23 protein-coding genes are annotated in these 24,518 nt (G+C 33.7%); 13 read left to right on the forward strand and 10 right to left on the reverse strand.

Features of this window, described 5'->3' with window-relative positions; translation table 11 throughout:
- Positions 1 to 12 precede the first annotated feature (12 nt).
- From BAQ46_RS28540 to BAQ46_RS28565, 6 genes are all read right to left on the reverse strand, one after another.
- The gene (locus BAQ46_RS28540) at positions 13 to 1,989 is read right to left on the reverse strand and encodes an FtsX-like permease family protein (protein WP_071743368.1); all 1,977 of its coding nucleotides are present in this window, start codon (positions 1,987 to 1,989) and stop codon (positions 13 to 15) included.
- On the reverse strand, positions 1,986 to 2,738 hold the full coding sequence (locus BAQ46_RS28545; protein ID WP_000393244.1) for an ABC transporter ATP-binding protein: 753 nt from the start codon (positions 2,736 to 2,738) through the stop codon (positions 1,986 to 1,988). The genes BAQ46_RS28540 and BAQ46_RS28545 overlap by 4 nt, the downstream gene beginning before the upstream one ends.
- A 20-nt stretch (positions 2,739 to 2,758) precedes the next feature.
- Complete coding sequence (locus BAQ46_RS28550) at positions 2,759 to 4,714, reverse strand: ABC transporter permease (protein WP_071743370.1); 1,956 nt, start codon at positions 4,712 to 4,714, stop codon at positions 2,759 to 2,761.
- Positions 4,715 to 4,788: 74 nt separating this feature from the next.
- Positions 4,789 to 6,762 carry an FtsX-like permease family protein gene (locus BAQ46_RS28555; protein ID WP_071743372.1) on the reverse strand — a complete coding sequence of 658 codons (1,974 nt, stop codon included), beginning with the start codon at positions 6,760 to 6,762 and terminating at the stop codon, positions 4,789 to 4,791.
- Positions 6,763 to 6,856: 94 nt separating this feature from the next.
- Positions 6,857 to 7,879, reverse strand: coding sequence for a sensor histidine kinase (locus BAQ46_RS28560; protein ID WP_000765352.1), 1,023 nt, complete (start codon positions 7,877 to 7,879; stop codon positions 6,857 to 6,859).
- A gap of 2 nt (positions 7,880 to 7,881) precedes the next feature.
- The gene (locus BAQ46_RS28565) at positions 7,882 to 8,577 is read right to left on the reverse strand and encodes a response regulator transcription factor (protein WP_000276737.1); all 696 of its coding nucleotides are present in this window, start codon (positions 8,575 to 8,577) and stop codon (positions 7,882 to 7,884) included.
- Between the two features lie 207 nt (positions 8,578 to 8,784).
- Between BAQ46_RS28565 and BAQ46_RS28570 the strand changes: the two genes are divergently transcribed.
- Both BAQ46_RS28570 and BAQ46_RS28575 read left to right on the forward strand, forming a co-directional pair.
- Positions 8,785 to 9,057 carry an autorepressor SdpR family transcription factor gene (locus tag BAQ46_RS28570; protein WP_001070523.1) on the forward strand — a complete coding sequence of 91 codons (273 nt, stop codon included), beginning with the start codon at positions 8,785 to 8,787 and terminating at the stop codon, positions 9,055 to 9,057.
- Positions 9,054 to 9,689, forward strand: a complete 636-nt coding sequence (locus BAQ46_RS28575) for an SdpI family protein (protein WP_061131982.1) — start codon at positions 9,054 to 9,056, stop codon at positions 9,687 to 9,689. Before BAQ46_RS28570 ends, BAQ46_RS28575 begins: the two co-directional genes overlap by 4 nt.
- Before the next feature lie 42 nt (positions 9,690 to 9,731).
- On the opposite strand, the gene BAQ46_RS28580 is transcribed toward BAQ46_RS28575, so the two are convergent.
- A complete protein-coding gene (locus BAQ46_RS28580) occupies positions 9,732 to 10,604 on the reverse strand; it encodes an AraC family transcriptional regulator (protein WP_071743374.1) in 873 nt (290 codons plus the stop codon).
- A gap of 305 nt (positions 10,605 to 10,909) precedes the next feature.
- Between BAQ46_RS28580 and BAQ46_RS28585 the strand changes: the two genes are divergently transcribed.
- Complete coding sequence (locus tag BAQ46_RS28585; protein ID WP_000859654.1) at positions 10,910 to 11,680, forward strand: ABC transporter ATP-binding protein; 771 nt, start codon at positions 10,910 to 10,912, stop codon at positions 11,678 to 11,680.
- Entirely contained in the window at positions 11,667 to 13,616 is a 1,950-nt protein-coding gene (locus tag BAQ46_RS28590; RefSeq protein WP_071743376.1) for an ABC transporter permease, read from the forward strand. The genes BAQ46_RS28585 and BAQ46_RS28590 overlap by 14 nt, the downstream gene beginning before the upstream one ends.
- Positions 13,617 to 13,691: 75 nt before the next feature.
- On the opposite strand, the gene BAQ46_RS28595 is transcribed toward BAQ46_RS28590, so the two are convergent.
- A complete protein-coding gene (locus BAQ46_RS28595) occupies positions 13,692 to 13,991 on the reverse strand; it encodes a YolD-like family protein (protein WP_061184986.1) in 300 nt (99 codons plus the stop codon).
- A gap of 296 nt (positions 13,992 to 14,287) precedes the next feature.
- Positions 14,288 to 15,517, reverse strand: coding sequence for a helix-turn-helix domain-containing protein (locus BAQ46_RS28600; RefSeq protein ID WP_071743378.1), 1,230 nt, complete (start codon positions 15,515 to 15,517; stop codon positions 14,288 to 14,290).
- A 372-nt stretch (positions 15,518 to 15,889) separates the two neighbouring features.
- Between BAQ46_RS28600 and BAQ46_RS28605 the strand changes: the two genes are divergently transcribed.
- The 8 genes from BAQ46_RS28605 (at position 15,890) to BAQ46_RS28640 (ending at position 22,629) form a co-directional block, all read left to right on the forward strand.
- Positions 15,890 to 16,468, forward strand: a complete 579-nt coding sequence (locus BAQ46_RS28605; RefSeq protein WP_071743380.1) for a class I SAM-dependent methyltransferase — start codon at positions 15,890 to 15,892, stop codon at positions 16,466 to 16,468.
- Entirely contained in the window at positions 16,468 to 17,058 is a 591-nt protein-coding gene (locus tag BAQ46_RS28610; protein ID WP_061131988.1) for a DedA family protein, read from the forward strand. The genes BAQ46_RS28605 and BAQ46_RS28610 overlap by 1 nt, the downstream gene beginning before the upstream one ends.
- Before the next feature lie 296 nt (positions 17,059 to 17,354).
- Positions 17,355 to 17,702, forward strand: coding sequence for a YxeA family protein (locus BAQ46_RS28615; RefSeq protein ID WP_071743382.1), 348 nt, complete (start codon positions 17,355 to 17,357; stop codon positions 17,700 to 17,702).
- Positions 17,703 to 17,777: 75 nt separating this feature from the next.
- A complete protein-coding gene (locus BAQ46_RS28620) occupies positions 17,778 to 17,957 on the forward strand; it encodes a hypothetical protein (RefSeq protein ID WP_071743384.1) in 180 nt (59 codons plus the stop codon).
- A gap of 388 nt (positions 17,958 to 18,345) precedes the next feature.
- A complete protein-coding gene (locus BAQ46_RS28625) occupies positions 18,346 to 19,356 on the forward strand; it encodes an aldo/keto reductase (RefSeq protein ID WP_071743386.1) in 1,011 nt (336 codons plus the stop codon).
- Positions 19,357 to 19,373: 17 nt separating this feature from the next.
- Positions 19,374 to 19,790: an SRPBCC family protein gene (locus tag BAQ46_RS28630; protein WP_000024113.1), complete on the forward strand. Its 417-nt coding sequence runs from the start codon at positions 19,374 to 19,376 to the stop codon at positions 19,788 to 19,790.
- A gap of 177 nt (positions 19,791 to 19,967) precedes the next feature.
- On the forward strand, positions 19,968 to 20,738 hold the full coding sequence (locus BAQ46_RS28635) for an ABC transporter ATP-binding protein (protein WP_071743388.1): 771 nt from the start codon (positions 19,968 to 19,970) through the stop codon (positions 20,736 to 20,738).
- Positions 20,725 to 22,629, forward strand: coding sequence for an ABC transporter permease (locus BAQ46_RS28640; protein ID WP_071743390.1), 1,905 nt, complete (start codon positions 20,725 to 20,727; stop codon positions 22,627 to 22,629). The genes BAQ46_RS28635 and BAQ46_RS28640 overlap by 14 nt, the downstream gene beginning before the upstream one ends.
- 53 nt (positions 22,630 to 22,682) lie before the next feature.
- On the opposite strand, the gene BAQ46_RS28645 is transcribed toward BAQ46_RS28640, so the two are convergent.
- Positions 22,683 to 23,654: an Rpn family recombination-promoting nuclease/putative transposase gene (locus BAQ46_RS28645; protein ID WP_071743392.1), complete on the reverse strand. Its 972-nt coding sequence runs from the start codon at positions 23,652 to 23,654 to the stop codon at positions 22,683 to 22,685.
- A gap of 181 nt (positions 23,655 to 23,835) precedes the next feature.
- Between BAQ46_RS28645 and BAQ46_RS28650 the strand changes: the two genes are divergently transcribed.
- Positions 23,836 to 24,516 carry a DUF7003 family protein gene (locus BAQ46_RS28650; protein ID WP_071743394.1) on the forward strand — a complete coding sequence of 227 codons (681 nt, stop codon included), beginning with the start codon at positions 23,836 to 23,838 and terminating at the stop codon, positions 24,514 to 24,516.
- Positions 24,517 to 24,518 lie beyond the last annotated feature (2 nt).

The following is a 24,518-nucleotide window of genomic DNA, read 5'->3' on the forward strand; positions in this document are numbered from 1 at the left end:
AGGCCATTTTATTCATATTTTTATGTGTTGTGATAATTTATTAATGTACAGAGATCGGATTAAGAAGAAGAAAATAATCTCGATAATCCCAAAGAAAGTGAGTACAATTAATAGCTCTTTTAGTAAAGAAAAAGCGAGCATGCTTTGTAAAAACTTAACCGCAAATAATGTATGAACACCAGCAACAATGTAAGGGACGAAAAATAAAATTCCTAATTGAATCGTTGCGGAGCGAAACATTTCTGACTCAGTTAATCCAAGCTTTGTAATCGTAATATATTTTTGTTTTTCATTCGTTAAGTCGTTATACATACGGAAGTATAAAACACTAGCTGCACCGATAAAGAAAATAAAGCCGAGAAATGCCCAAATAAAGAATTGAGCAACTGCATTTCCTTTACTATGAACCAGTTCATCCGTAGCTGTATAAATATGAAATGGTTTAATGAAATCTTCTTCACCCTTATGTGCTTCATACAAAGCTTCTTCATCATGATTTAAGCTTTTTAATATATTTTTTGTTGGGACAATTGCATTTTCCCAATTCTCCACGAAGTAGTTATAAACTGTAATTGTTTCAATATGAGGAACCATATTTTCAATTACTTCATCTCGCATCACTATTAAGTGAGGTAATGCAAAGGGGGGCTCAATTCCTCTATTAATAAAACCTTTAATTTGAAATTCCTTTTTATTAGAGCCAAGTGTAATCGTGCCCTGCTTCGCAAATGGGTTAGATACGAGATTTAATAACGCTGGTGAATAGCGAGAAATATTATAAACTTGTGAAGATTCGAGAGTGATTTCTGGCCTGTTTAATTGCTTTGCTATTGCGTTATAATCACTCATTTTCATAATGGCAATTGATTCTTTTGAAGCTGTATCTTTTAAAACGGTAAATTTATATTTGTCATATTGAAAATTAGCATTTGTAAGTTCAGTTTCAATCGTAGTAATATGCTTTTGTTCAAATACATTAATACCTTCTGATGTATAGGTGAATGGTATAGGATATCGTTCTAGTATGGGTGCTTTCGTATGATTGTTTGCAGCAAATAACCCGATAATAATCGTAAATGCAAGTGCAGATAGCATAGAAACGATAAAGAGTACATTAATATTACTGCGGGTACGAGAAACTAAATCTGAAATCCATAACATATTTATTTGTTTCAAATAAAACTTTCTTCGTTTCTTTAAAATATAGATAAAGAGAAGAAATGTTTGTGAAAAAAATAAATACGTCCCAATTACTACAAGCGGTAAAATAGATAACATAATTAAGAATACAGATCCATTTTGGGCATTTTTTTCTGTTATGTAGCCTTGCGGATAACCGGCAATATAATAACATAGTCCTAGACAAGTTAAAGCAAATAGTGAAATGAGTATAGATGGTCTTTTTTCGCTCTTTTCTTTGTTAACTCCCTTAATAAGCTGCGTTGTTTTTCGAGTACGAATAAACATTGGTGTAAACGTAGATACGATGAAAAATAAAATAATAAAAGTTACGGTTGTAACGATAATAGCTTCTGTTGGCCAATATAAATAGAGGCCTTTTGCACTTGTTAATTTAGAAGTAACGAGTAAGAAAAAGTTAGAGAAAACAAGACCGCCTTGAATACCTGCAAAGATAGCAAGCATTCCAATGATCATATTTTCAGTAAACAAAAGACGTTTTAATTGTTTTTGAGATATACCGAGAACAGTTAAAACGCCAAATTGCTGCTTCCGTACATTTAAAAATGTTCCAATTGAATATAAGAGAAAGAAGAACGAGAACATAACGATAACCAACTGCGCTGTACTAGCTAAGTTCATTAGAGGATCACGTTCTTGGAAACTTTGTACACTTTGTAACCGCGGATGATATGCGTATACAGTAAATGAAAAGAAAACCATGATAGAAAACGCACTACTTACAAAGTAGGCGAAATATGCTTTTGAATTACGGGAGACATTTTTAAATGCGAATTGCCAAAATGTCATCCACGTCTTCCTCCTAGTAATGCTAAAACATCTAATATTTCTTGATAAAATTTCTCACGGTACAATCCGCGGTGTAGTTCATTGTAAAGTTCGCCATCTTTAATGAAAATGACGCGGTTACAATAACTTGCTGCGAATGGATCGTGCGTAACCATTAAAATTGTTGCATCTTCTTCTTTGTTCAATTTCGTAAATAGTTCCATCACGTCAATTGCCGCTTTTGAATCTAAATTTCCTGTCGGTTCATCGGCAAGTAAAAGTGAAGGATGATGAATAACAGCACGTGCTACTGCGGTACGCTGTGCTTGTCCTCCTGACACTTCAAAGATACGCTTGTCTAAAATATGATCAATTCCAAGTTTCTTTGAAATGTTATCAAGCTTTTCATCCATTTCTTTTAAAGGAACATTATCTAATGTTAAAGGTAGTACGATATTTTCACCGATTGTTAGTGTATCTAGTAGGTTAAAATTTTGGAAAACAAATCCTAGCTCTTGGCGGCGGAAAATAGCTAACTTCTCTCTACGAAATGTGTGCGGTTTTTTTCCATTAATCACGACATCACCAGCAGTCGGAGAATCAATGGTAGAAATAACGTTTAAAAATGTAGATTTACCGCTACCAGATGGTCCCATAATCGCAACGAATTCACCTTTATCTACATGTAAATTTATATTTTTTAAAGCTGTATGAGGGACCTTTCCTTCATACACTTTTGAGACATTTTTAATGTGTAATACTTCTTCCATAATAATCACCTTTCTATCCTTTAAAACTTAATATGGTGTGATAATTTTTGCATATAGAAGGAACGAATTAAAAGGAAAAATAAAATTTCAACTGTTCCAAAAATCATCAGTACGACTGTAATCTCAGCGAAGAACGAGAGATGTAAAACTTCTTGCAGCATCTTTGTCGCAAACATCGTATGAATTGATGCCATAATGTACGGGACAAAGAATAGAATCGCAAGTTGAATTGTAGCAGATCGTTTCATTTCGGCTTCTGTTAAACCAATTTTTGTAATCGTTACATACTTTTCTTGTTCATTTGTTAAATCTGTATGCATCCTGAAGTAAAGAACACTGCCAGCACCAATAAAGAAAATAACACCTAAGAAAGTACCAATTAAGAAGAACGAAGCGACATTTTGTTTTGTTGTGTATAGAGAATCGCTCGCTTCACTTGCATGGAAAGGCGGGTGCTCTGCTTGAATGTTGTTCCCGTCGGTATTAATTTTGTCTATGAATACCGCGCCGATGTTATTAGCTTTTTCCCAGTCCTTAACTTTAAAGCTATATACACTCATCTGTTTTGAAACAGTGGATAATGCTTCTACATTTTCATCAGATAGTATGAGCAATTGGTATATTAAGCGATTTGGGAATGGATTATAACTTTTATATTCTTTCACTTGTAGTTGTAAATTGTTTTGCGTAAGTGTAAGAGCATTTTTCTTGTCTTTATTGTGAAGCGTTCCAATAACTTGATCATCTAAGTCTTTCATAAGAATATAAGATTCATTCTTATTTACCGTGAGTGTCTCCCAATTTAAAGCTTTAGCAAGTATATTATAGTCACTTTGCTTAATGGCATAATAGAGCTGCGTGTTATTTTCAGCTGAAGATACTTCATATATATCCGTTTTAAATTTTGTATAAGTAAAGTGCTCTTCATTAAATTTTTGTTCTAACCAGTTTAAATGTTCATCCGCCAACGTATTTTCAGTATGTGATAAATATGTAAAAGGAAAAGGATTTTCTCTTACTGTATCAAACTTCATAAATTTACCAAATCCATATAAGAATGTAATCATAGTAAAAGCAAGTGTTGATAGCATCGCTACAATAAAGAGCATGTTAATGTTTGTTCGAATGCGCGCTGCTAAATCAGAAATCCAAAGCATATTAATTCGCTTCATATAAAATGTTCTTCGCGTTTTTAATATACGAATGAGTAAAAAACTAATTTGTGAAAAGAAAAAGTATGTTCCAGCTGTAACAAGTGACGGAATGAGAAATATACTGGTGGCGGCGTACAAAAGCCCAACTACGTCGCCGAGCGACATGAAATATAGCGGATTGGCTGCTAGCACGTATCCAGATATTAAACATATCGCACCAAATAGAGAGATGAGCACAGATGCTTTTCTTTCTTTTTGTTTTGTTCCTTCTTTTAAAAGACGTACAGCCTTTCTCGTCCGAATTAGCATCGGCGTAAACGATGAGACGAGAATGAAGAGTCCTAGAAAAATGATCATAGTTAAAATAATGGCAGCTGTTGGCCAATATAAATATAAACCAGGAACATGTGTAATCTTGGCGGTAACTAATAAAAAGAACTGCGAGAAAACAAGTCCAAGTTGAATGCCGAAAAAGATGGAAAGAACACCAATTAGCATGTTTTCTAGAAATACGAGTCTTTTTAATTGTTTTTGGGATATGCCAAGTACTGTTAAAATCCCAAATTGCTTTTTTCGCACTTTTAAGAAAGTACCGATTGAATATAGTAAAAAGAAAAATGAAAAGAATACGATGACAATTTCTGAAATTGTCATTAATATGTTCAGAGCAGCATTCACGCCTGTCATATGCAATTTAGGATGAAATAAATAAACTGCAAACGAGAAAAAAATTGCAATGGAAAATGCACTGCTTACAAAATAGGCGAAATAAGCTCTGGCGTTCCTTGTGACGTTTTTAAATGCAAACTGCCAAAATGTCATTCACCTAAACCTCCTAATATAATGGGCATGAAAAAGGAGGGAAGAGATCCCACCTTTTTCATGTAATAACCTTTTTAATGTGTATTAGTATATTGTGATAACTTCTGCATATAAAGTGAGCGAATGAATAAGAAAAATACAATTTCAACGAATCCAAAAATAATAAGAACGGCTGAAACTTCTTTGAACAAAGATAAGCCAATTACATCTTGTAGCATTTTCGTTGCGAACATTGTATGAATGGATGCCATAATGTACGGAACGAAAAATAAAATACTAAGTTGTATGGTTGCAGATCGTTTCATCTCTGCACCTGTTACACCAATTTTAGAAATCGTTATATATTTCTCTTGTTCGTTCGTCAAATCTGTATACATTCTAAAGTAAAGAACGCTACCGGCTCCAATGAAGAAAATAACTCCTAAAAATGTTCCAATTAGGAAGTATGCGGCACTACCAGATGTTATTCTGTATAACGATCCTGCTGATTCAAATAGTCGAATAAGAGTCCCTTCATATTGGGAGTTGTTGCGATCTTTTTGCACTTTTTCTATAAAAGTATCAGCAATTTCATATGTCTGTTCCCAATTTTGAATTTTATAATTATATGCCGATATATGCTTTACCGAGTTAGGTAAGTTGTTCACAACAATATCAGGCAAAACGATCGTTTGATATGAAAAGTCAGATGGAATTGCATGGATCTGTTCATAGCCTTTTACTTTTAATTTCGTATTTGTACTAGAGAGTGTAATGTAATCTCTTTTATAGCTTTGCTCAAATTCATTGAATATAGTGATATAAGACGTCCCCGTTAAAACATATGCCTCGTTATCATTTATAAATAGTTGTTTCATTCGTAAAGAATTCGCAAGTTTGTTATAGTCACTTTGCTTAATTGCGTATACGTCATTATAAATAGCTATACCTTTATCTTCTTCTAGCGGTGTTTCATACATATCAGCTGTTATTTTCTCATAAGGAAAATGCTCTTTTTTTAATTGTTGCTCAAGCCAATTTAAATGCTCTGTAACAAAAGGATTCGCATCATAAGAAAAATAAGAAATTGGGAAAGGCGAAGTTCGATTAACGTCTAGCTTAATAAATTTTCCGAACCCATATAGGAACGTAATCATTGTGAAAGCGATAGTAGATAGCATTGCTACAATAAAAAGCATATTAATATTCGTTCGAATACGGTTTGCTAAATCAGAAATCCAAAGCATATTAATCTGTTTCATATAAAACTTTCTTCTTTTCTTTAAAATATGAATAAGTAAGAAACTAATTTGTGAAAAGAAGAAATATGTACCGATTGTAACGAGCGTTGGAATGACGAAAATACTTGAAACCATATATATAACACCTATTTGTGGGCTTACTGATACGAAATATTTAGGATTTCCAGCTAACGCATAGCCACCAAATAAACAAATCGCACCAAATAAAGAAACGAGTATGGATGGTTTTTTTTCTTTTTGTTTTCCGCTCTTTGTTTTTAACAGGTGTACCGCTTTTTTTGTACGAATGAGCATCGGTGTCAATGTAGATACAACGATAAAAAGACTAAGGAAGACGATTGTCGTTAAAATAAACGCGTTAATAGGCAAGTATAAATATATGCCCGGTACATGCGTAATTTTTGCTGTCACTAATAAGAAAAATTGCGAGAAGACAAGTCCAAACTGCATGCCGAAAAAGATAGATAAAATACCGATTAACATATTTTCCATGAAGACGAGACGGTGTAATTGTTTTCTCGATATTCCTAAAACGGTCAAAACGCCGAATTGTTTTTTTCTAACTTTTAAAAAAGTGCCAATGGAATATAGTAAAAAGAAGAAAGAAAAAAATACAATTACTACTTCTGAAAATATCATTAATCCTGAAATTTCAGAGACCGTGCCAAAGTTTTGTAATTTCGGATGGAATAAGTAAACAGCAAATGAAAAGAAAACGGCAATCGAAAAAGAACTACTTACAAAGTAAGCAAAATAAGCTCTCGAGTTGCGCGTGACGTTTTTAAATGCAAATTGCCAAAATGTCATAAATTATACCTCCGATTAGAAGATATAGAAGTAGTTTTATTGCAAAAAATGTATGAGAGTGAGTTCTCATACATTTTGCTTGCATATGTCACGATCATGCTTCGGTCACCTTCTCCGTATGTTCTGATTGATTATTTGCAGCGTTGTGGAAGATGATTTTAATCGTCGTTCCTTTCCCAACTTCAGAATCTAGTTTGACAGAGTGACCTAAATAATCACAAATTTTACTTACGATATAAAGTCCCATACCAGTAGATTCTCCGAATGTACGACCATTTTTCCCAGTGTAAAACGGTTCGAATACTCGTCGAATATCTTCTTGCGGAATACCAACACCTTCATCACGAACTTCTAAAATAATATCTTTTCCGTTTCGATAAGCGGATAAGAATACTTTCTTTCCGCGCTCACCAGAGTAACGAACGGCATTTGTCATTAACTGATAGATGATAAATTTTAGCCATTTCGCATCAGAAGCAACCTGTAAATCAGAATGAACTTCTAAAACAGGGAAGACTCCGTTTCGGATAAATAGTTCTTTTAATCCATTAATATTTTTCGTTACCGTATCTTTTAATGAAATCGTCTCAACATGGAAGTCTTCATGGAAGTTATTTAACCTTGCCATGTATAAAGCCATATCAAGCCCTTGGTTTAGACGTTCTAATTCTTTTTTGAATTTCGGAATTAAATGTTCATCTTCCATTTCGAGTACCATAAGTTGCATAACAGAAACGGGCGTTTTCATTTGATGCACCCAGTGGTTAATGAATAATTGATGTTCTTGTTGTTTTACTTCGTACGATTGTAGTTCTTTTTGGAATAGACGATACTGCGTGCGCACGAGTTCATTTACACCGTGAGGCATCGGAGCAGTTGCTCTTTCAATAAATGCATCTTCCATTTTTTCTGGTTGTTCACTTAATCTATGGTACATTCTACGATTACGAACGTAACGGTAAGCGAGGAAACAAATAAATAAGTATAAGCTTAAAACGACGAAGTAAAATTTATTATTTTGAAATCCATCTACTGCATCATACAGAACGAAAATGATACCGAAGTTTAATACGTACAGTAGAAAAAATGCAAAATGATCACGTAAAAATAGCTTCATGCTTATTCACTCCAAGTTGCGTTAAAACGATACCCAAGTCCGCGCACTGTTTCAATAGCATTTTCAATACCAAGCTCATTGAACTTTTTACGAAGACGCGTAATGTTTACGTTTAATGTGTTTTCTTCAACGAAGCTCTCGTCATCCCAAAGAGCGGCTAGTAAATCTTCACGGCTCGCTGTACGAGGGAATTTAGATAATAACATTTCTGCTAAAATAGCTTCTTTCTTCGTTAAAAGAACTTGTTCAGATCCGAAGTGAATTTCAGGACGTTCTGGGAATAGTTTTAAGCCTTCTACTTCAACGATACGTTCAGAAATATTTGGCGCATAATCACCGTAAATACGGCGTAATTGACCTTTAATTTTTGCCATTACAACGTCATAGTGGAACGGTTTTGTAATATAATCATCCGCACCGCTTTCAATCGCCATAATTTGTTCCATCTCACCAGCACGAGCTGAAATGAAAATAATAGGACAAGTAGATTCATGACGAATTTGGCGGCACCAGTAAAATCCATCGAATTTTGGTAAGTTTACATCAAGTAAAACAAGATGTGGCTTTACAGCGTTAAAAGACTCCATAATATCATCGAAGTTCTCTGCAACAACAGCTTCATAGCCATATTTTTGAATGTGAGATTGTAGTAATGATGAAATATTTGGATCGTCTTCAACGATTAAAATTTTATACATATGTATATTCCTCCTAAAAAACAATTGTAGATATAGTGTATCATGTGTTTCAAGTCTTTTCATTATGTTGAAAGATAAGCTAATAAACAGTATAGGTCAAAAGCGGAGAAAGTAAAAAGGGCCTCGTATATAATTGACAATTAACTGAAAACATTTTAACATTTAGATAAATATCTAAATGTCTAATTAGTGAAAGGAAGAAAGACATTGAATCAAGCGTTCAAAGCATTAGCAGATCCAACAAGGCGAAAAATTTTAGACTTATTAAAAGAAGGTGATCTAACCGCTGGTGAGATTGCTGAACATTTCAATATGACAAAACCAAGTATTTCACACCACTTAAACGCACTTAAAAATGCTGAACTTATTCAAGATGAGAAGAAAGGTCAATTCGTTATGTACTCTTTAAACACAACGGTCTTTCAAGATTTATTGACTTGGGTGTTTACATTTACGAATAAGGGGGAAGAGGGGAAATGAAAAAACATCTTTTTGCAATCTTATTAACTGTTATAACTTGTTTAGCTTGGGCGTTTGCTTGGCCACATTTGCCGGATACAATTGCAACGCATTGGAGCGGAGGTAAGGTAGATGGATATTCTTCTAAATTATATGGAATGCTTTCTATGGTTGGAATTATGATTGTTTTATATATTTTTTTAAACGTGTTACCAAAGATTGACCCAAAGAAAGCAAATTACGAGAAGTTCTCTAAAGCTTTTATGATGATGAATAACGGGATACTACTGCTACTATTTGTAGGGAATATAGATATTATTACAAGTGGATTAGGATACAACTTATTCATTAACCGTGTGCCGGAATTATTAGTTGGTATTTTATTTATAGTCATCGGAAACTATTTACCACAGTGCAAACCAAACTATTTTGTCGGTATAAAAACACCGTGGACGTTAAGCAACGAAGAAGTATGGAGAAAAACGCACCGTTTTAGCGGAAAGGTGTTTGTTGTATTAGGAATTATTATGATTCTAAGTGTTTTTGTACCAGTAACGTGGAAATCTTTCGTAATGGTTGTAGTTATTATTGGTGCAGTAGGATTAACGATGGGATATTCATATGTTGCTTATAAAAAAGAACTAAAAATGTAAAACAAAGCTGCTTTTCCTTTTAGGGAAGAGCAGCTTTGTTTTTTATTTCTTCAAAACCGGTATCCAAATTTCACTTTTAAAGTTTGGAGAAGATATATCTTTCTGTTCATTCCATAATATTTCCGGTCCTTCCGCTAGTTCATAGTTTGAGGAAGGAAACCATTCGGAATAAATGCGTCCCCATACATTTTGTAGTGCATCCGGAAATGGACCAACAGCTTCAAATATAGCCCACGTTGAAGCTGCAACTTCAAGTTGCGCAAATTGCTCTGGGCAATCTTTCATTGTGGCTACGCCAATATAGTGATCAAGTTCTCCTTTTTCCTCCATTCTTCCTTCAGAAAAGTTAGTAGAAGCACTAATAATTCCAGTAGGTTCCATATTTGAAAGTGACTTTAAAGTTTGAATAACATCTGGATTTAAACTTTTCCACATAGAAGCAATTTCTTCATTTACACCGTTAAATACAATCGGTACGCGTTTTGTAATACCTATAATTTGAAATGGCTCTTTTTCTTCAATTCGATAATTCATTTCATTTCCTCCTTGAATGGATAATTGGAAGGTCATTGGTGAATAGGCTTTTAAGGAATGACTACTATTTCGGGCCTCTGAAGGTGTTATGCCGTGCAAGTTCTGAAAGGCACGCGCAAAAGAATCTGGTGAGTTGTACCCATATTTGATAGCTACATCAATGACTTTTGCATCGCTATTTTTTAGTTCAAAAGCAGCGAGAGTCAGACGTCTACAACGAATATATTCTGATAGTGATATGCCAGCTAGAAAAGAAAACATTCTTTTGAAATGATATTCCGAGCAGTAAGCTAGCTTCGCAACTTCTTTAAAATTAATTTCATTTGTTAGGTTGTTTTCAATATAGTGCATTGCAGCATTCATATTTTTAAGTGAATCCATATGATGACCTCCTCTGTACATAGAATAGCAGGAACGAAATAGCTCCATCCGACATTTCGTGCACAAATTTGTAGGGTACATTTTGTACCTTACAAAATTGTAATGTTCCTGTAAGGAGAATGAATGGATGGCATGATATCCCAATGTTATAGTAACAAAGTACTTTGATTCATTAGGTTAAATTTTGATTTCTTTGCTTACTGGTCTTACATAACTGTCATGTTTGTGTAAGAAACATCGATAGTGGAAAAAGTAGAGAATGTATATAGTGAAAATAGAGAATAGATGAAATGAGGGATGTCGAGATGAAAACAGTGTTAGAAGCAAAAAATATTGAAAAAGTGTATGACACGGGTGGTAATAAATTTGCAGCGTTAAAAGGTATTAACTTACAAGTAAAAGAAGGTGAGTTCGTTGGAATTATGGGACCTTCTGGTTCTGGAAAGACGACTTTACTAAACGTTCTTTCTACAATTGATAATGCGACGAACGGTGAAATTTTAATTGATGGAAAAGATATTGTGAAAATGAATGATGATAAGTTAGCGTTATTCCGCCGCGATCATTTAGGTTTCATTTTCCAAGATTATAACTTATTAGATACGTTAACTGTAAAAGAGAACATTGCGTTACCTCTTGCGTTATCAAAGGTGAAAGCGAGTGAGATTGATCGCCGCGTTCTTGAAATCTCAAAGAAATTCGGTATTGATCATATTTTAAGTCAGTTCCCATATCAAGTATCTGGTGGACAGAAGCAAAGATGTGCGGCATCACGTGCAATCGTTACAAATCCAAGTATGATTTTCGGGGACGAGCCAACGGGAGCACTTGATTCGAAATCAGCGACAGATTTACTTGAAAGTATGAAGTCGCTAAATGAATATGATAATTCTACAATTTTAATGGTAACGCACGATGCGTTTGCGGCAAGTTACTGTAAACGAGTTATTTTCATTAAAGATGGTGAGTTATATAAAGAATTGCACCGCGGCGAGTTAACGCGTAAACAGTTCTTCCAACAAGTCGTTGATGTAATGTCTTCTATTTCCGGAGGTATGGCTGATGACCTTATCTAGCATTGCCCTCCGCAACATACAGCGGAACTTTAAAGACTACTTTGTATATTTTGCATCTATGATTTTTAGTATCGTTATTTACTTTACATTTAAAGCACTGCAATATAATTCACAAATGGAAAAAGCAGCGGAAGCTTCTAAAAAAATTAGCGGGGCATTCCAAGTTTTCAGTGTGATGCTTATTATTTTCGTAGCGGTGTTTATTATATATTCGAACGGTTTCTTTACAAGAAAACGTAAAAAAGAAGTTGGACTCTATTCCTTATTAGGTATTCGTAAAAGACAAATTGGTAAAATGCTCTTTTATGAAAATATGTTAATGGGGTTAATGTCTTTAATTATCGGGATTGCGATTGGTAGTGTCCTTTCAAAATTATTCCTTGAGTTATTAGTAAATATGATGGGATTAAATTTAAATGTTCATTTTGAAGTACCGATGGCTGCCATTATTGATACAGCAATTATTTTCTTTGTGATTATTTTATATACATCACTTCAAGGATATCGTTTAATTTATCGATTCAAGCTAATTGAACTTTTCCGTGCAGAACGTGAAGGAGAAGCAATGCCAAAAGGATCTGTTATTATGGCATTCATTTCAGTTTTCTTAATCGGTTCAGGTTATTTCTTAGCGCTAATGTACATGAAAGCAGTTATGTATGCAGACTTTATGGTCGTTGCATTATACATTTTATTAGCGACAGTAGCAGGAACTTATTTATTGTTCATGTTCTTCACAGTATTTATATTGAAACGTGCGAGAAATAATAAATCAGCGTTTTATAACGGTATGAATATGGTAACGACATCACAGTTACTCTATCGCATTAAAGGAAATGCGAAATCACTGGCGACAATCGCTATTTTAAGTGCAGTAACATTAACGGCGGTTGGTACGTCAGTTACGATGTATTACAACACATTTACGCAATCAAAAGTTGCTGCGCCGTATAGTTATTCATATGAGAAAAAAGATGCAGCATTAGATAAAAAAGTAAATGAAATACTTGCTGGAGAAAAGAATAATCATCCAGTCACATATGAATCAGAAGTTGAAATGATTCCTGTGAAAGGAACATTTAAAGGTGAAAGAGCGGATCAAGTTCTGAACACACACTATAATGTGACGAAGCAGTACCAGCTTATTTCTCAATCAAACTTTAATACAATCGCGAAACATTTAGATATAGAACCTGTAAATTTAAGTGCGAATGAAGCTTTTGTATATGATAGCTTATATATTGAAACACTTGATTTTGGTCCTCTTTACACAGGAAATACAGCTGTATTCCCTGTTGGAAATGAATCGAAAGAGTTAAAGATTAAAGGTGTAAATAGTAGAAGTGTTACAAACTTAAATGAACTATTTGTAATCGTTCCTGATCAAACATATGAGCAGGCGAAACAAGTAAACGAAACGCGCACTGTAAAAAATATTGATGTAAAAGGTGAGCGAAATAGTAAAGAGTTAACAGCGAAATTAGCAAGCGTTATGCCAGCTGGTGAATCAGAAATTTTAAAACCATTTAACGATTTCTATACAGGATTCCAAATGGGGCTTGAAACGACAGGCTTAATGATGTTTATTGGGTTATTCTTAGGATTAGTCTTCCTATTAGCGACAGGCTCAATCATTTACTTTAAACAATTAACAGAAGCAAGTGCTGACCGTGATCGTTACATTGTCCTTCATAAAGTTGGTGTAACGAAGCAAGAAATGAAGAAAGCTATCGCAAAACAAGTAAGCTTTATCTTCGCTATTCCGTTAGTAATCGGAATTTTGCACAGCTTGTTTGCACTAAAAGGTTTAGGGAACATATTACCGTATGAAATCATGATCCCACTCCTAATTAGTATTGGAGTATACGGCGCTATTTATATCGGATATTACTTCTTAACAGTTCGTTCTTATTATAAGATTGTGAGTGCGAAATAATAAGTGAAGCTGTGAGGAAGGAAAAAGCCATTTACCTAATTTTTATAGGTGAGTGGCTTTTTTGTATAGAAATAATTAACGTGCATCAATTATGTCGATGAAACTAAAGGTATGTTTACGGCCAAAGGTATCTATACATATTAAAGAACGTTTCAAAGGGTTTAATTCAATTACAGTCATATACATTGTAGGGAAATAATTATCTTTATAATAAGTGACCAATATTTGTTTTTCTGAAATGAATGAGCGTAATAAAGTGTCTTCAATTCTTTCTCTATCATCGTATGGTGATACTTTTCCCGATTCTTTCATGTGAGCAGATTGTTTAGACATACTAGTCAATTGAACCGATTTTGATATATTTGTACTACTCATGCTTTCTATTCTCCTAACAATATATTTTCTATATAGGAAGGTTAATCACTATGGAAGTAACTACTGCTGATCATTCCGAAGTACCTTGTGTTAGTTTTATTATGTCTGATTGGGAACCGAATTTGCTTAGTACTAAAAAATTATCAAATTCATTCACTTATTTATAGTAATTTATTTGTCATTTTTGTACTTTTTTGAAGAGGATTAAAACTTTATTTTGGATGAAGAAGAGGAAATCAAATGGAGGAAGGTGAGCAAGTATGACAACTATCTCACCCTCTATTAAGAAAGCGTTTTTATATAACGGTATGATTTTCACGATATTGTCTAGGAGTCATGTTAGTAATTTTTTTGAAGACTCTCGTGAAATAGCTTTGATCATTAAAGTTGAGCCAGGCACAAATATCTGATAGTGGGTAGGTCGTTAATGTTAATAACTTTTTGGCTTCTTCTACTCGTTCCCTCTGGATGTATTCACTTAAAGGAATTCCCACTTCTTTTTTAAATAGCTTTGATAAATAAGTAGGGGAAATATGTAAAAGGTTAGCAAGATCATTGAGAGTTATTTCATCGTAAATATGTTTGTGAATATGATTTAGGCATGTAGTAATGGAATTAGAATATGCTTGATTATTATATTCCTTCACACGTTCTGCGAAAGTACATAATGCATCTTCAATTAATCTGTTTACGGAATACATGTTATCTAGTTTTTCGATGGTTTGGATATATAAAGTACCGAGTGAAAAAGCAACATGTGATGGAAGATTACCATCTATCGCATATCGAATAGCTAGCGTAATGGCGATAATGCCATTATTTTTTTGGTTTCTTAGTTGATCTCCTTTGGATGAAATTGCTGAATCTTCTTGCGGGAAGGAATATGCATATTGTATGACTTTTTCTTTATTGCCTTCTTTAATTGCAGAAAAAAATTTACGTTCCAATGATATGTCATAATGTTGCGGATCATGCCGAAGACGTTTTGAAATGTATAGATCAGGATTTACGATTTTATAAGAAACATCTTCGAGCAATTTATTTTTTTTCCAAACAATATCGCGATCTAATTTTTCATTGAAAATGACGTAATGTAACCAAATACTTATATCAATTAGCGTACTTTTTTTCATCTCGGGTAGAAATTGATAGTAGTCTATTCCTTGCTGCGTTTTATCATTACAGTTGAAATACTTCATAAGTTTAATAGCCATTTCATCTGATACTTTTGGGTAAGTGGTAGGGCCGATTATAATCGTTCCTTTTATATGTTCATGATTTGTTATATGAATGCTAATGAAATTCTCAAGATATTTATTCCCTTTGAAAATTGGAAAATTACAAGGAGCATTTTCTTGATAAAGTTCATTCAGATGTTCTTCTTTAGAAGTATAAAAAGGACTACCAATCGTATGAGAAGTAGATTCATATACAATTTTTTTATTAGTAGCTAAAAATTGAACAGGTACATGAAAAGTGCTATGTACAAGGTCGCATAAGTGCTGTATGTCGATATAATTATTCATAATCTTCTCCTTTTAAATCGTTTTGAAATATATTTGAACCTATATTCGTTTCTACAAAATATAAATTTCTTATTATTTGAATTTCTTTGCTCATACAAAATAATTACATATGTTGGATAATAATGAAAGGTAATTGACAGATTTATTTCTACAGATGTTGTATGAAAATAGACGTAGTGATAGTACCTTCCATAAAGTTCTTTTTTTATATCCATTATACCGAATTAATAAATATAAGAGAGATGTTTATATATAAGAACAAATGATATATTCTTCATAAAATCTTAAGAAATCTCCTCAATTTTTGTTAAGAAACGATAGTTATACTTAAAAACAAGTTAAAAACTATTGAACGAATGAGGAGAGGTTTACATGCAGCTCATAACATTCTTACATGAATTTATTAAACATCCGAAACATACTGGTGCAGTTGCGCCAAGTTCAAAAATATTAGCAAAGAAAATGGTAGATGTAATTGATTTTAATAAAGCAAAATGCATCGTAGAGTTAGGGCCTGGTACAGGGGTTTTTACGAAGGAGATTATGAAGAGAAAAAAGAAGGGAACAATATTTCTTCTTATTGAAATTAATGAAGTGTTCTGCAATGAGTTAAAGAGAAAATATAAAGATGAGCAGAACGTTATTGTTGTACACGGTTCAGCTGAAAATATAAAGAAGTATATGGAAGAGTTCCATATAGAATGCGTGGATTATGTCTTATCGGGATTACCTTTTACCTCTTTACCAGAAGAAGTTTCAAAACGCATTTTAAATAATGCAATGGAAGCAATACATGAGAATGGGGAATTCATAACATTTCAATATTCACTTGTGAAAAAAGGATTTATACAGCATTTCTTTCCTCAAATTACATTAGAAAAAGTGTGGCTCAATTTCCCGCCAGCGTACGTCTTTAGCTGTAAAAAAGAGCTAAGGAGAGTATATGCATAATGGAATTGCATGAATTATTATCCTATATTGAGCAGTATGGTTATTGGGCGTTATTTTTCTGTTTATGGTTGGGTATTATCGGTATGCCAATTCCAGACGAAATGATTGTAATGAGTGGCGGATTTGTCTCTTCACTAGGGATATTAAGTATCATTCCTGCATTTTTATTAACATATTTAGGAGTTGTATCCGGACTTTCTTTAGGTTATATACTAGGGAAAATATTTGGTACAAAAGTACTTCATAAACTAATGAAAAAGAAAAAGGCAAAATATCTTTTGAAATCTCAACAAATGGTAGAGAAATATGGTCATTATGCGTTAGTTACAAGTTACTTCATACCAGTTGTAAGACATATTGTACCGTATGTAGTTGGAATGAATAACATGTCATTTCGGGTATATGCTTTGTATTCCTATACGACAGGATTTGTTTGGACGCTCATTTATTTTGTGCTCGGTTCTTTATTCGGACAACATATTGAAAGAATTGTAGCAGTTGCGATAGAGTATGGTGTGTATTTTGGCGTAATTGTCGTTTTAATTGGTAGTTTGTTTTATGTAAAAAGAAGTGCAGTAGTGAGTAAGTAGCGGAGGCTGTTCCAAAATACATTTTGGACAGCCTTTTTTGTTGTTTCTACTGTCAGTTTTTGTCGGTAAGTCGATATTCCTTGTCGAAACGTCGATATATTCGAAAAATCGTTGATATATTTTGAGTTGTGTTCGATATATTTGAAAAATCGTCGATATAATTTCATGTACCTAGATGTAACGCCACATTTCTTCTACATTAAGAAAAAGTTAAGAAACAGTACGAGTTTTTATTAAGAAATGCGCTCTATACTTAGAAATGTTCTCAAGAAAACATAATGAAAGGCGGAATATAGATGAAAAGATTTATTTTTGGATCATTACTTGTTATTGTCGCAGGAGCGGCATATTTATTAAATGGGAGTGCTACAGTAGATTCCATGAACCCATTTCTTAAATTAGAATATCGTTATGCGGTAATTGATAATGATGGAAAAGATTTAGGTGGAAATAAAGGCCGTGCATACACAGTGAACACATATGACAAGGATGGAAATAAAAAAGAGATAACAATTGATGGAGTGGATACATTGCAAAAAGGTTCATACTGGCATGTAATTACGAGAGGAAAGTCTGTACACGATAAGGTACAAATAGAAGAAGAAATAATTCCTGACGGTGCAAAGGCAAAGTTAGGATTGTAAATATAAACCCGATTCTCGATGAGAGAATCGGGTTTGTTATTTTATGGTAAAATTTAAAGGGGAGGAGTGAGAGGAATGCTACTCATTGTTAGCCTTATTTTAATTGGAATCATGTGTAGTATGAGAATAGTATCATTACATATGATAGAACGAGAAAAGATAGAAGAACGATACGTATATTGTCCAAAATGTGATGCGAAAATTAGAAGTGGGAATGCTGCTCCTTTTTGTTCAAAATGTAATGTAATCTTTTAAAGAAGATAAAAAGGCCAAAACGAACATATTTCAGTTCGTTTTGGCCTTTTTTGAATGAAGAGTAATAACAACTTTCTATGTTCCACTCATAATTTCTACGGTTATCTCCGCAAAAATAGTTTTTTTTTATAAAATCATTTTATTTTGGAGCTACAGACGTTGAAACATAAAATTGTTACTTATTAGTATCTATAACACTTTAAAGTGCGTACTTTTTATTGTGTTGTAGATAAGACATAATTACATACGTGAGAGGGAAATGAGTAGTGTAGAACTAAAAAGCATATACGTTATTTTTCATAACTATCGTGCTTTAATCGGTCAGCCCTTGTCACATTAATTGATATTCATTCATCATTTTTAAATAGATTTTAGGAGGAGTTTTTAAATGAAAGATTTATTAAAAGGTACACTTGGTTTTGGTACGGCACCACTAGGTAATATGTACCGTAATATTCCAGAGGAAGAAGCAATCGCAACAGTGGATGCTGCTTGGGATAATGGTGTTCGTTACTTTGATACAGCTCCACTGTATGGATCTGGTTTAGCAGAGATTCGTCTTGGTGAAGCACTATCGAAAAGAAATCGTGATGAGTACTTCTTAAGTACAAAAGTAGGTCGAATTATTTCAGATGAATTGGAAGATCCATCTACACGTGATTTAGGTGAAAAAGGCGGACTTTTCGAATTTGGTCGTAAAAATAAAATCATCAACGACTACAGTGCGGATGCAACTCTTCGTTCTATTGAAGATAGTTTAAAACGTTTAAAAACAGATCGTCTAGATTTTGTTTATATTCATGACGTAGCACAAGATTTTTATGGAGATGAGTGGATTTCACAATTTGAGATTGCTCGAACAGGAGCATTCCGTGCACTTACTCAATTGCGTGATGAAGGTGTAATTAAAGGCTGGGGCCTTGGAGTAAATAAAGTAGAAGCTATTGAACTTATGCTGGACTTAGAAGAAGCAAAACCAAATGTATCTTTATTAGCTGGTCGCTATTCATTATTAGACCACGAGCATGCGTTAGAACGCGTAATGCCTGCGGCTGTAAAAAACAATATGGACATTGTTGTTGGTGGACCATATAGCTCAGGTGTTCTTGCTGGAGGTACTCACTTTGAATACCAAAAAGCGTCACCAGAAATCATTGAAAAAGTTAATAAAATGAAAAACCTTGCCGATCGTCATGGAATCAGTATTAAAGCTGCTGCTTTACAGTTTTCACTGGCTAACCCAGCGGTTGCTGCTGTTATTCCAGGTGCAAGTAAACCGGAACGAATTGCAGAAGACCAAGCTGCATTGAAAACAGTGATTCCAGCAGCGTTCTGGGAAGAAATGCGTGAACAAAAATTAGTTGCAGTTAATGCACCACTACCAATTAACGTTAAATAAAAAGGAGAGTAATGAAAATGGCAAATACTATTACATCTATTGAAATTCCAGCTTCACCTGCCCAAGTATGGCAATTAATCGGAGGTTTTGATGCACTTCCAGATTGGTTACCATATATCCCTAGCAGTAAAGTAACGGAAGGTGGACGTGTACGTCATTTAGCTAATCCTGATGGCGATGCAATCGTAGAGCGCTTAGAAGCATTTAATGAGAAAGAACGTTACTACACATATTCAATTATGCAAGCACCATTCCCTGTGACGAATTATTTATCTACAATCCGTGTTAAAGAAGGTAAAGATGCTAACACATCATTAGTTGAATGGTCTGGTAGCTTCACTCCTGTAGCGGTTACTGATGAAGAGGCAATTAATCTATTCCATGGCATTTATAAAGATGGTTTAGAGGCGTTACAACAAACATATTTAGCTTAATCAATTTATTAAACATTTGAAAGTCTGCAGTGTAACAACTGCAGACTTTTTTGATTATGGAATTTCTTTTTAAGAAAATATTAAGAAACCCTAGCACTATTTGTTAAGAAAATGTATCTATACTGAATTCTGTTGCTTAAAGAGAACATCACGAATTATAACAGGAGGTACAAATAGATGAAAACAATGTTAGAAGCGAAAGGGATTTCGAAAATATATGATACGGGCGGTAATACGTTTGAAGCGTTGAAGGATATTCATTTACAGGTGAAAGAGGGAGAATTTGTTGGCATTATGGGACCGTCTGGTTCTGGTAAGACGACACTTTTGAATGTCCTTTCTACTATTGATACAGTTTCGAAGGGTGAGATTTTAATTGATGGAAAAAATATTGTGAAGATGAATGATGATGAATTGGCGTTATTCCGACGTAATCATTTAGGGTTTATTTTTCAAGATTATAACTTATTAGATACGTTAACGGTACGAGAAAATATTGCATTGCCACTTGCTTTGTCAAAAGTGAAGGCGAAAGAAGTAGAATCTCGCGTTGAGAAGATTGCGAAGAAGTTTGGAATAGATCATATTTTAAATCAGTATCCGTATGAAGTATCCGGTGGACAAAAACAACGCTGCGCAGCATCAAGGGCAATTGTAACAAGTCCAAGTATGATTTTTGGAGATGAGCCAACTGGTGCGCTTGATTCAAAGTCAGCGACGGATTTATTAGAAAGTATGAAGACATTAAATGAAAAAGATCTTGTAACGATTTTAATGGTAACGCATGATGCGTTTGCGGCAAGTTATTGTAAACGTGTTGTATTTATTAAAGATGGAAAGTTATATAAAGAATTACATCGTAAAGGGATGACACGAAAACAGTTCTTCCAGCAAATTATTGATATGATGTCTTCCATATCTGGAGGCACGACAAATGAGCTTATCTAGCATTGCACTTCGTAATATAAAACGAAATTTTAAAGATTATTTTATATACTTTGCCTCTATGATTTTTAGCATCGTCATTTATTTTACGTTTAAGGCGTTGCAATACAATTCACAAATAAGTGAAGCTGGAGATAACATCGGACGAGGATTCCAGCTCGCGAGTGTTATGCTCATTATTTTCGTTGCGGTATTTATTATATATTCGAATGGTTTCTTTACACGAAAGCGTAAGAAGGAAATAGGTCTTTATTCTTTACTCGGTATTCGAAAGAAAGAAATAGGTAAAATGCTTTTTTATGAAAATATGTTAATGGGTTTATTATCGTTAGTAATCGGAATTGTAATTGGTAGCTTACTTTCAAAAGGATTCCTAAAGCTACTTGTAAATATGTTAGAGCTACATGTAAATGTTCATTTTGAAGTACCAATTGGAGCTATTATAGATACAGCAGTTATTTTTTGTTTCATTATTTTATATACGTCATTTAAAGGATACCGCGTTATTTATCAATTTAAGTTAATCGAGCTATTTCGTGCAGATAACGAAGGCGAAGTTATGCCAAAAGATTCTAAAATAATGGCTATCATTTCTTTATTATTAATTGGATCAGGTTATTTCTTTTCAGTAACGGCTATTAAAAATGCAAGCAGCGATAACTTTATGCCACTTGCGCTTTATATTGTATTAGCAACAGTACTTGGAACGTATTTATTATTTAGGTTCTTTACTGTTTTTGCATTAAAAAGAGCGCGAGATATAAAATCTTCATTTTATAATGGAATGAAAATGGTGACGACATCTCAATTACTATACCGCATTAAAGGAAATGCAAAATCGTTAGCGACAATTGCTGTATTAAGCGCAGTAACGTTAACAGCGGTTGGAATGTCTGTTACGATGTATTACAACACATATATGCAGGCGAAGAAATATCACCCAGTTAGTTATTCATATGAAAAGAAAGATATAGAATTGGATCGTAAAGTGAGTGGGATTTTAAAAGAAGGAAAGAATGAAGTCATTCATCAATATGAATTAGAGACAGTAAAAGTAGTAGGAGAATACGATGATGGAACTTCATTACAATCAAGAACAACAGAACTTATCGCACAATCATCATTTAATAAAATTGCAAAATATTTAAATGAAGAAACTTTAGATTTAAAGAAGAACGAATTGTATGCATTTGATGGCATGTACAGTAAAGGTAAGAGAGATAGTGGCGTATATAAAAATCGAAAAGCTATATTCCCTATTGGAGAAGTAGCACCATTACAAGTGAAAGCAGTACAAGCGCAAAACATTACGAACTTATATGAACTTCTAGTTGTCGTTCCGGACGAAGTGTATGAGCAAGCAAAGAAGACAATTGGCTCTCATACTGTAAAAAATATTGATGTGAAAGATGAAAGAAATAGTAAAGTATTAACGGAGAATTTAAAGAAAGTAATACCGGAAGAAGATGCAGAAGGTAAAGAACAATTCAGTGATTTCTATACTATTTTCCGTGATGGTATTGAGGTATCAGGTTTAATGATGTTTAGTGGTATGTTCTTAGGACTTGTATTTTTACTCGCAACAGGGTCTATCATTTACTTCAAGCAATTAACAGAAGCACATGCAGATCGTGAGCGTTACATCGTTCTTCGAAAACTAGGTGTCACGAAAAAAGAAATGAAAAGGGCAATCGCAAAACAAATGAGATTTATTTTCTTCATTCCTTTAGTAGTTGGCATATTACACACTTTATTTGCATTAACAGGATTAGCGACAGTACTTCCGTATGAAATTGCAGTTCCGTTGTTAATTAGCATCGGCGTGTATAGTGTTATTTATATTGGTTATTATTTGTTGACGGTTCGTGCTTATTTTGGGATCGTTAGTAAATAGAAAAGAGAGAAAGAGAGCATAGTGAAAATTATGTTCTCTTTCGCTTTTTATCATTATTTATTTTCTAAAATTCGTTCAACATCATGTACACTTAATTTACTTGCCTTAGCAATCGTCTCAAGTGGTATACCAAGATCATACATACTTTTAATCATTTGGATTTTTCCCTGTTGAACTCCTTCTTTTCGACCTTTTTCTATACCTTGTTCTAAGCCTTTTTCCATACCTTTTTCCATACCTTTTTCCATACCCTTTTCCATGCCTCTTTTCATACCTTCTGTCTCTGCGTGGGCGAATTTTGCTGCTTCATCCATTAAAACTTTCTCCCTTGCGTCATAGGCTTGTCGGAAAGAGGAATCTTGACTCATACGTTCCCATTTGTTTATTGCTTTTTGTAAAATAGGGTCTTGGTTCATAGCAATATCCTCCAATAGTTTAGTTAAGTGCTCATCCTCATTTGCTGAAAGCAATAAAAGCCAACGAGCAAATGGGTCTTTCCACGGATTTACTTTTTCTTCATGCCACTGTTCTGTTAACTTTGGAATTTCTACAATGTGAATTTCTATGTCATCACTCAAGAGTTTCTGTTGTTGTGTATTCCACAATGTGCCCTTTGTATGAAATTCTTTGTGATCTAAAAACATTATGAAGTTCAATAAATTAATGGTGATGGTTTTACGAAGTGCACTGTAGGGCATACCTTTTTGTAACTGGGATGTGTATAATTTTCCCCAATAATATAAACTGCGTTTCATCATATCGTGATTATTATTAAGCTGTATTTCTACATTTACCTTTTTCCCTGTGTCTAATGTTGCTGAAATGTCTAGAATTGATAATTTATCATTTGCGTGTTCTCGGTGTAAATGTGGATCTTCTAATTGTAGAGAAGCAATAGGTGACTCTAAAGACTCTTGTAACATCGCGTTTAAAAAGGCAATGAGAATATCTTCACTACCATTCGTACCAAACAATTTTTTAAATGCAAAATCAATGCGTAAATTCACTAATTGTTGGTTGAACAAAGGTTGTCCTCTCCCTTATATGAAGGTGCTTCTTTTCTTAATTGTATCTAAAAATAACTAGAGGATGCAAATAGACCATTCTGCTATTTTTAAGTAGGATTATTATAATGTCAGAGGTAAGTATAGCTATGTTATACTCTAGTAAATTTGAAAAGTTTATATAGAGGTGAAGATGCTACAGATGCAAAAAGATATTTTGAAACTATTAGATAAAAAGCAAAGTAACTATGAATTTCCTGCCTTTGATAATGAATATATGGATATTTCACAAGTGAAATTCTCTCTTTTCTTTAAAGATAATAAAGATTGGTTAATGGTATTTCAGGTTGTCGGTGTAGGATCATTAGGTGTATGTAATGATATTCAAGTATACGGTGATAGAATAAATCATTCAATTGGTGATGATGGTATTTTACAATTAAATGATGGAGAGTATGAGTTGTTTGATGATGAAGGTGAATTTATGCCAAATATTTATAATGACAGTGTGAAAATTCGTAATCATCATTTTGAGTATGAATTTACAGAAGAGGATTATGTGAATAATGGAATAGAAGTAAAAACGACAGATTCTTATCCAACATACTTCATGCGTATGCTTGCTACTAATAATGAAGCACGAAATTTATTGTGGTGGAGTAAAGAAGAGATTTTAGAAGAGTTTGATTTAGAAGGCGACTGGGAAGTAGCGTATGAAACGGAAGAATGGAAACATGTTGAAGATGAAAAAGTAAGTGAAAATGAATTCTTCCAATCAGTAGCCGCTGCAATAGAGAAGAAAGATCCAAGTATTATTGTGAAGAAGGATGCTAATACCCACTGGAAAAATTGGGTGGAGTTTGATTACGAAAATTCATATTGAAA

It is taken from the genome of Bacillus paranthracis (assembly GCF_001883995.1).
Lineage (GTDB): Bacteria > Bacillota > Bacilli > Bacillales > Bacillaceae_G > Bacillus_A > Bacillus_A paranthracis.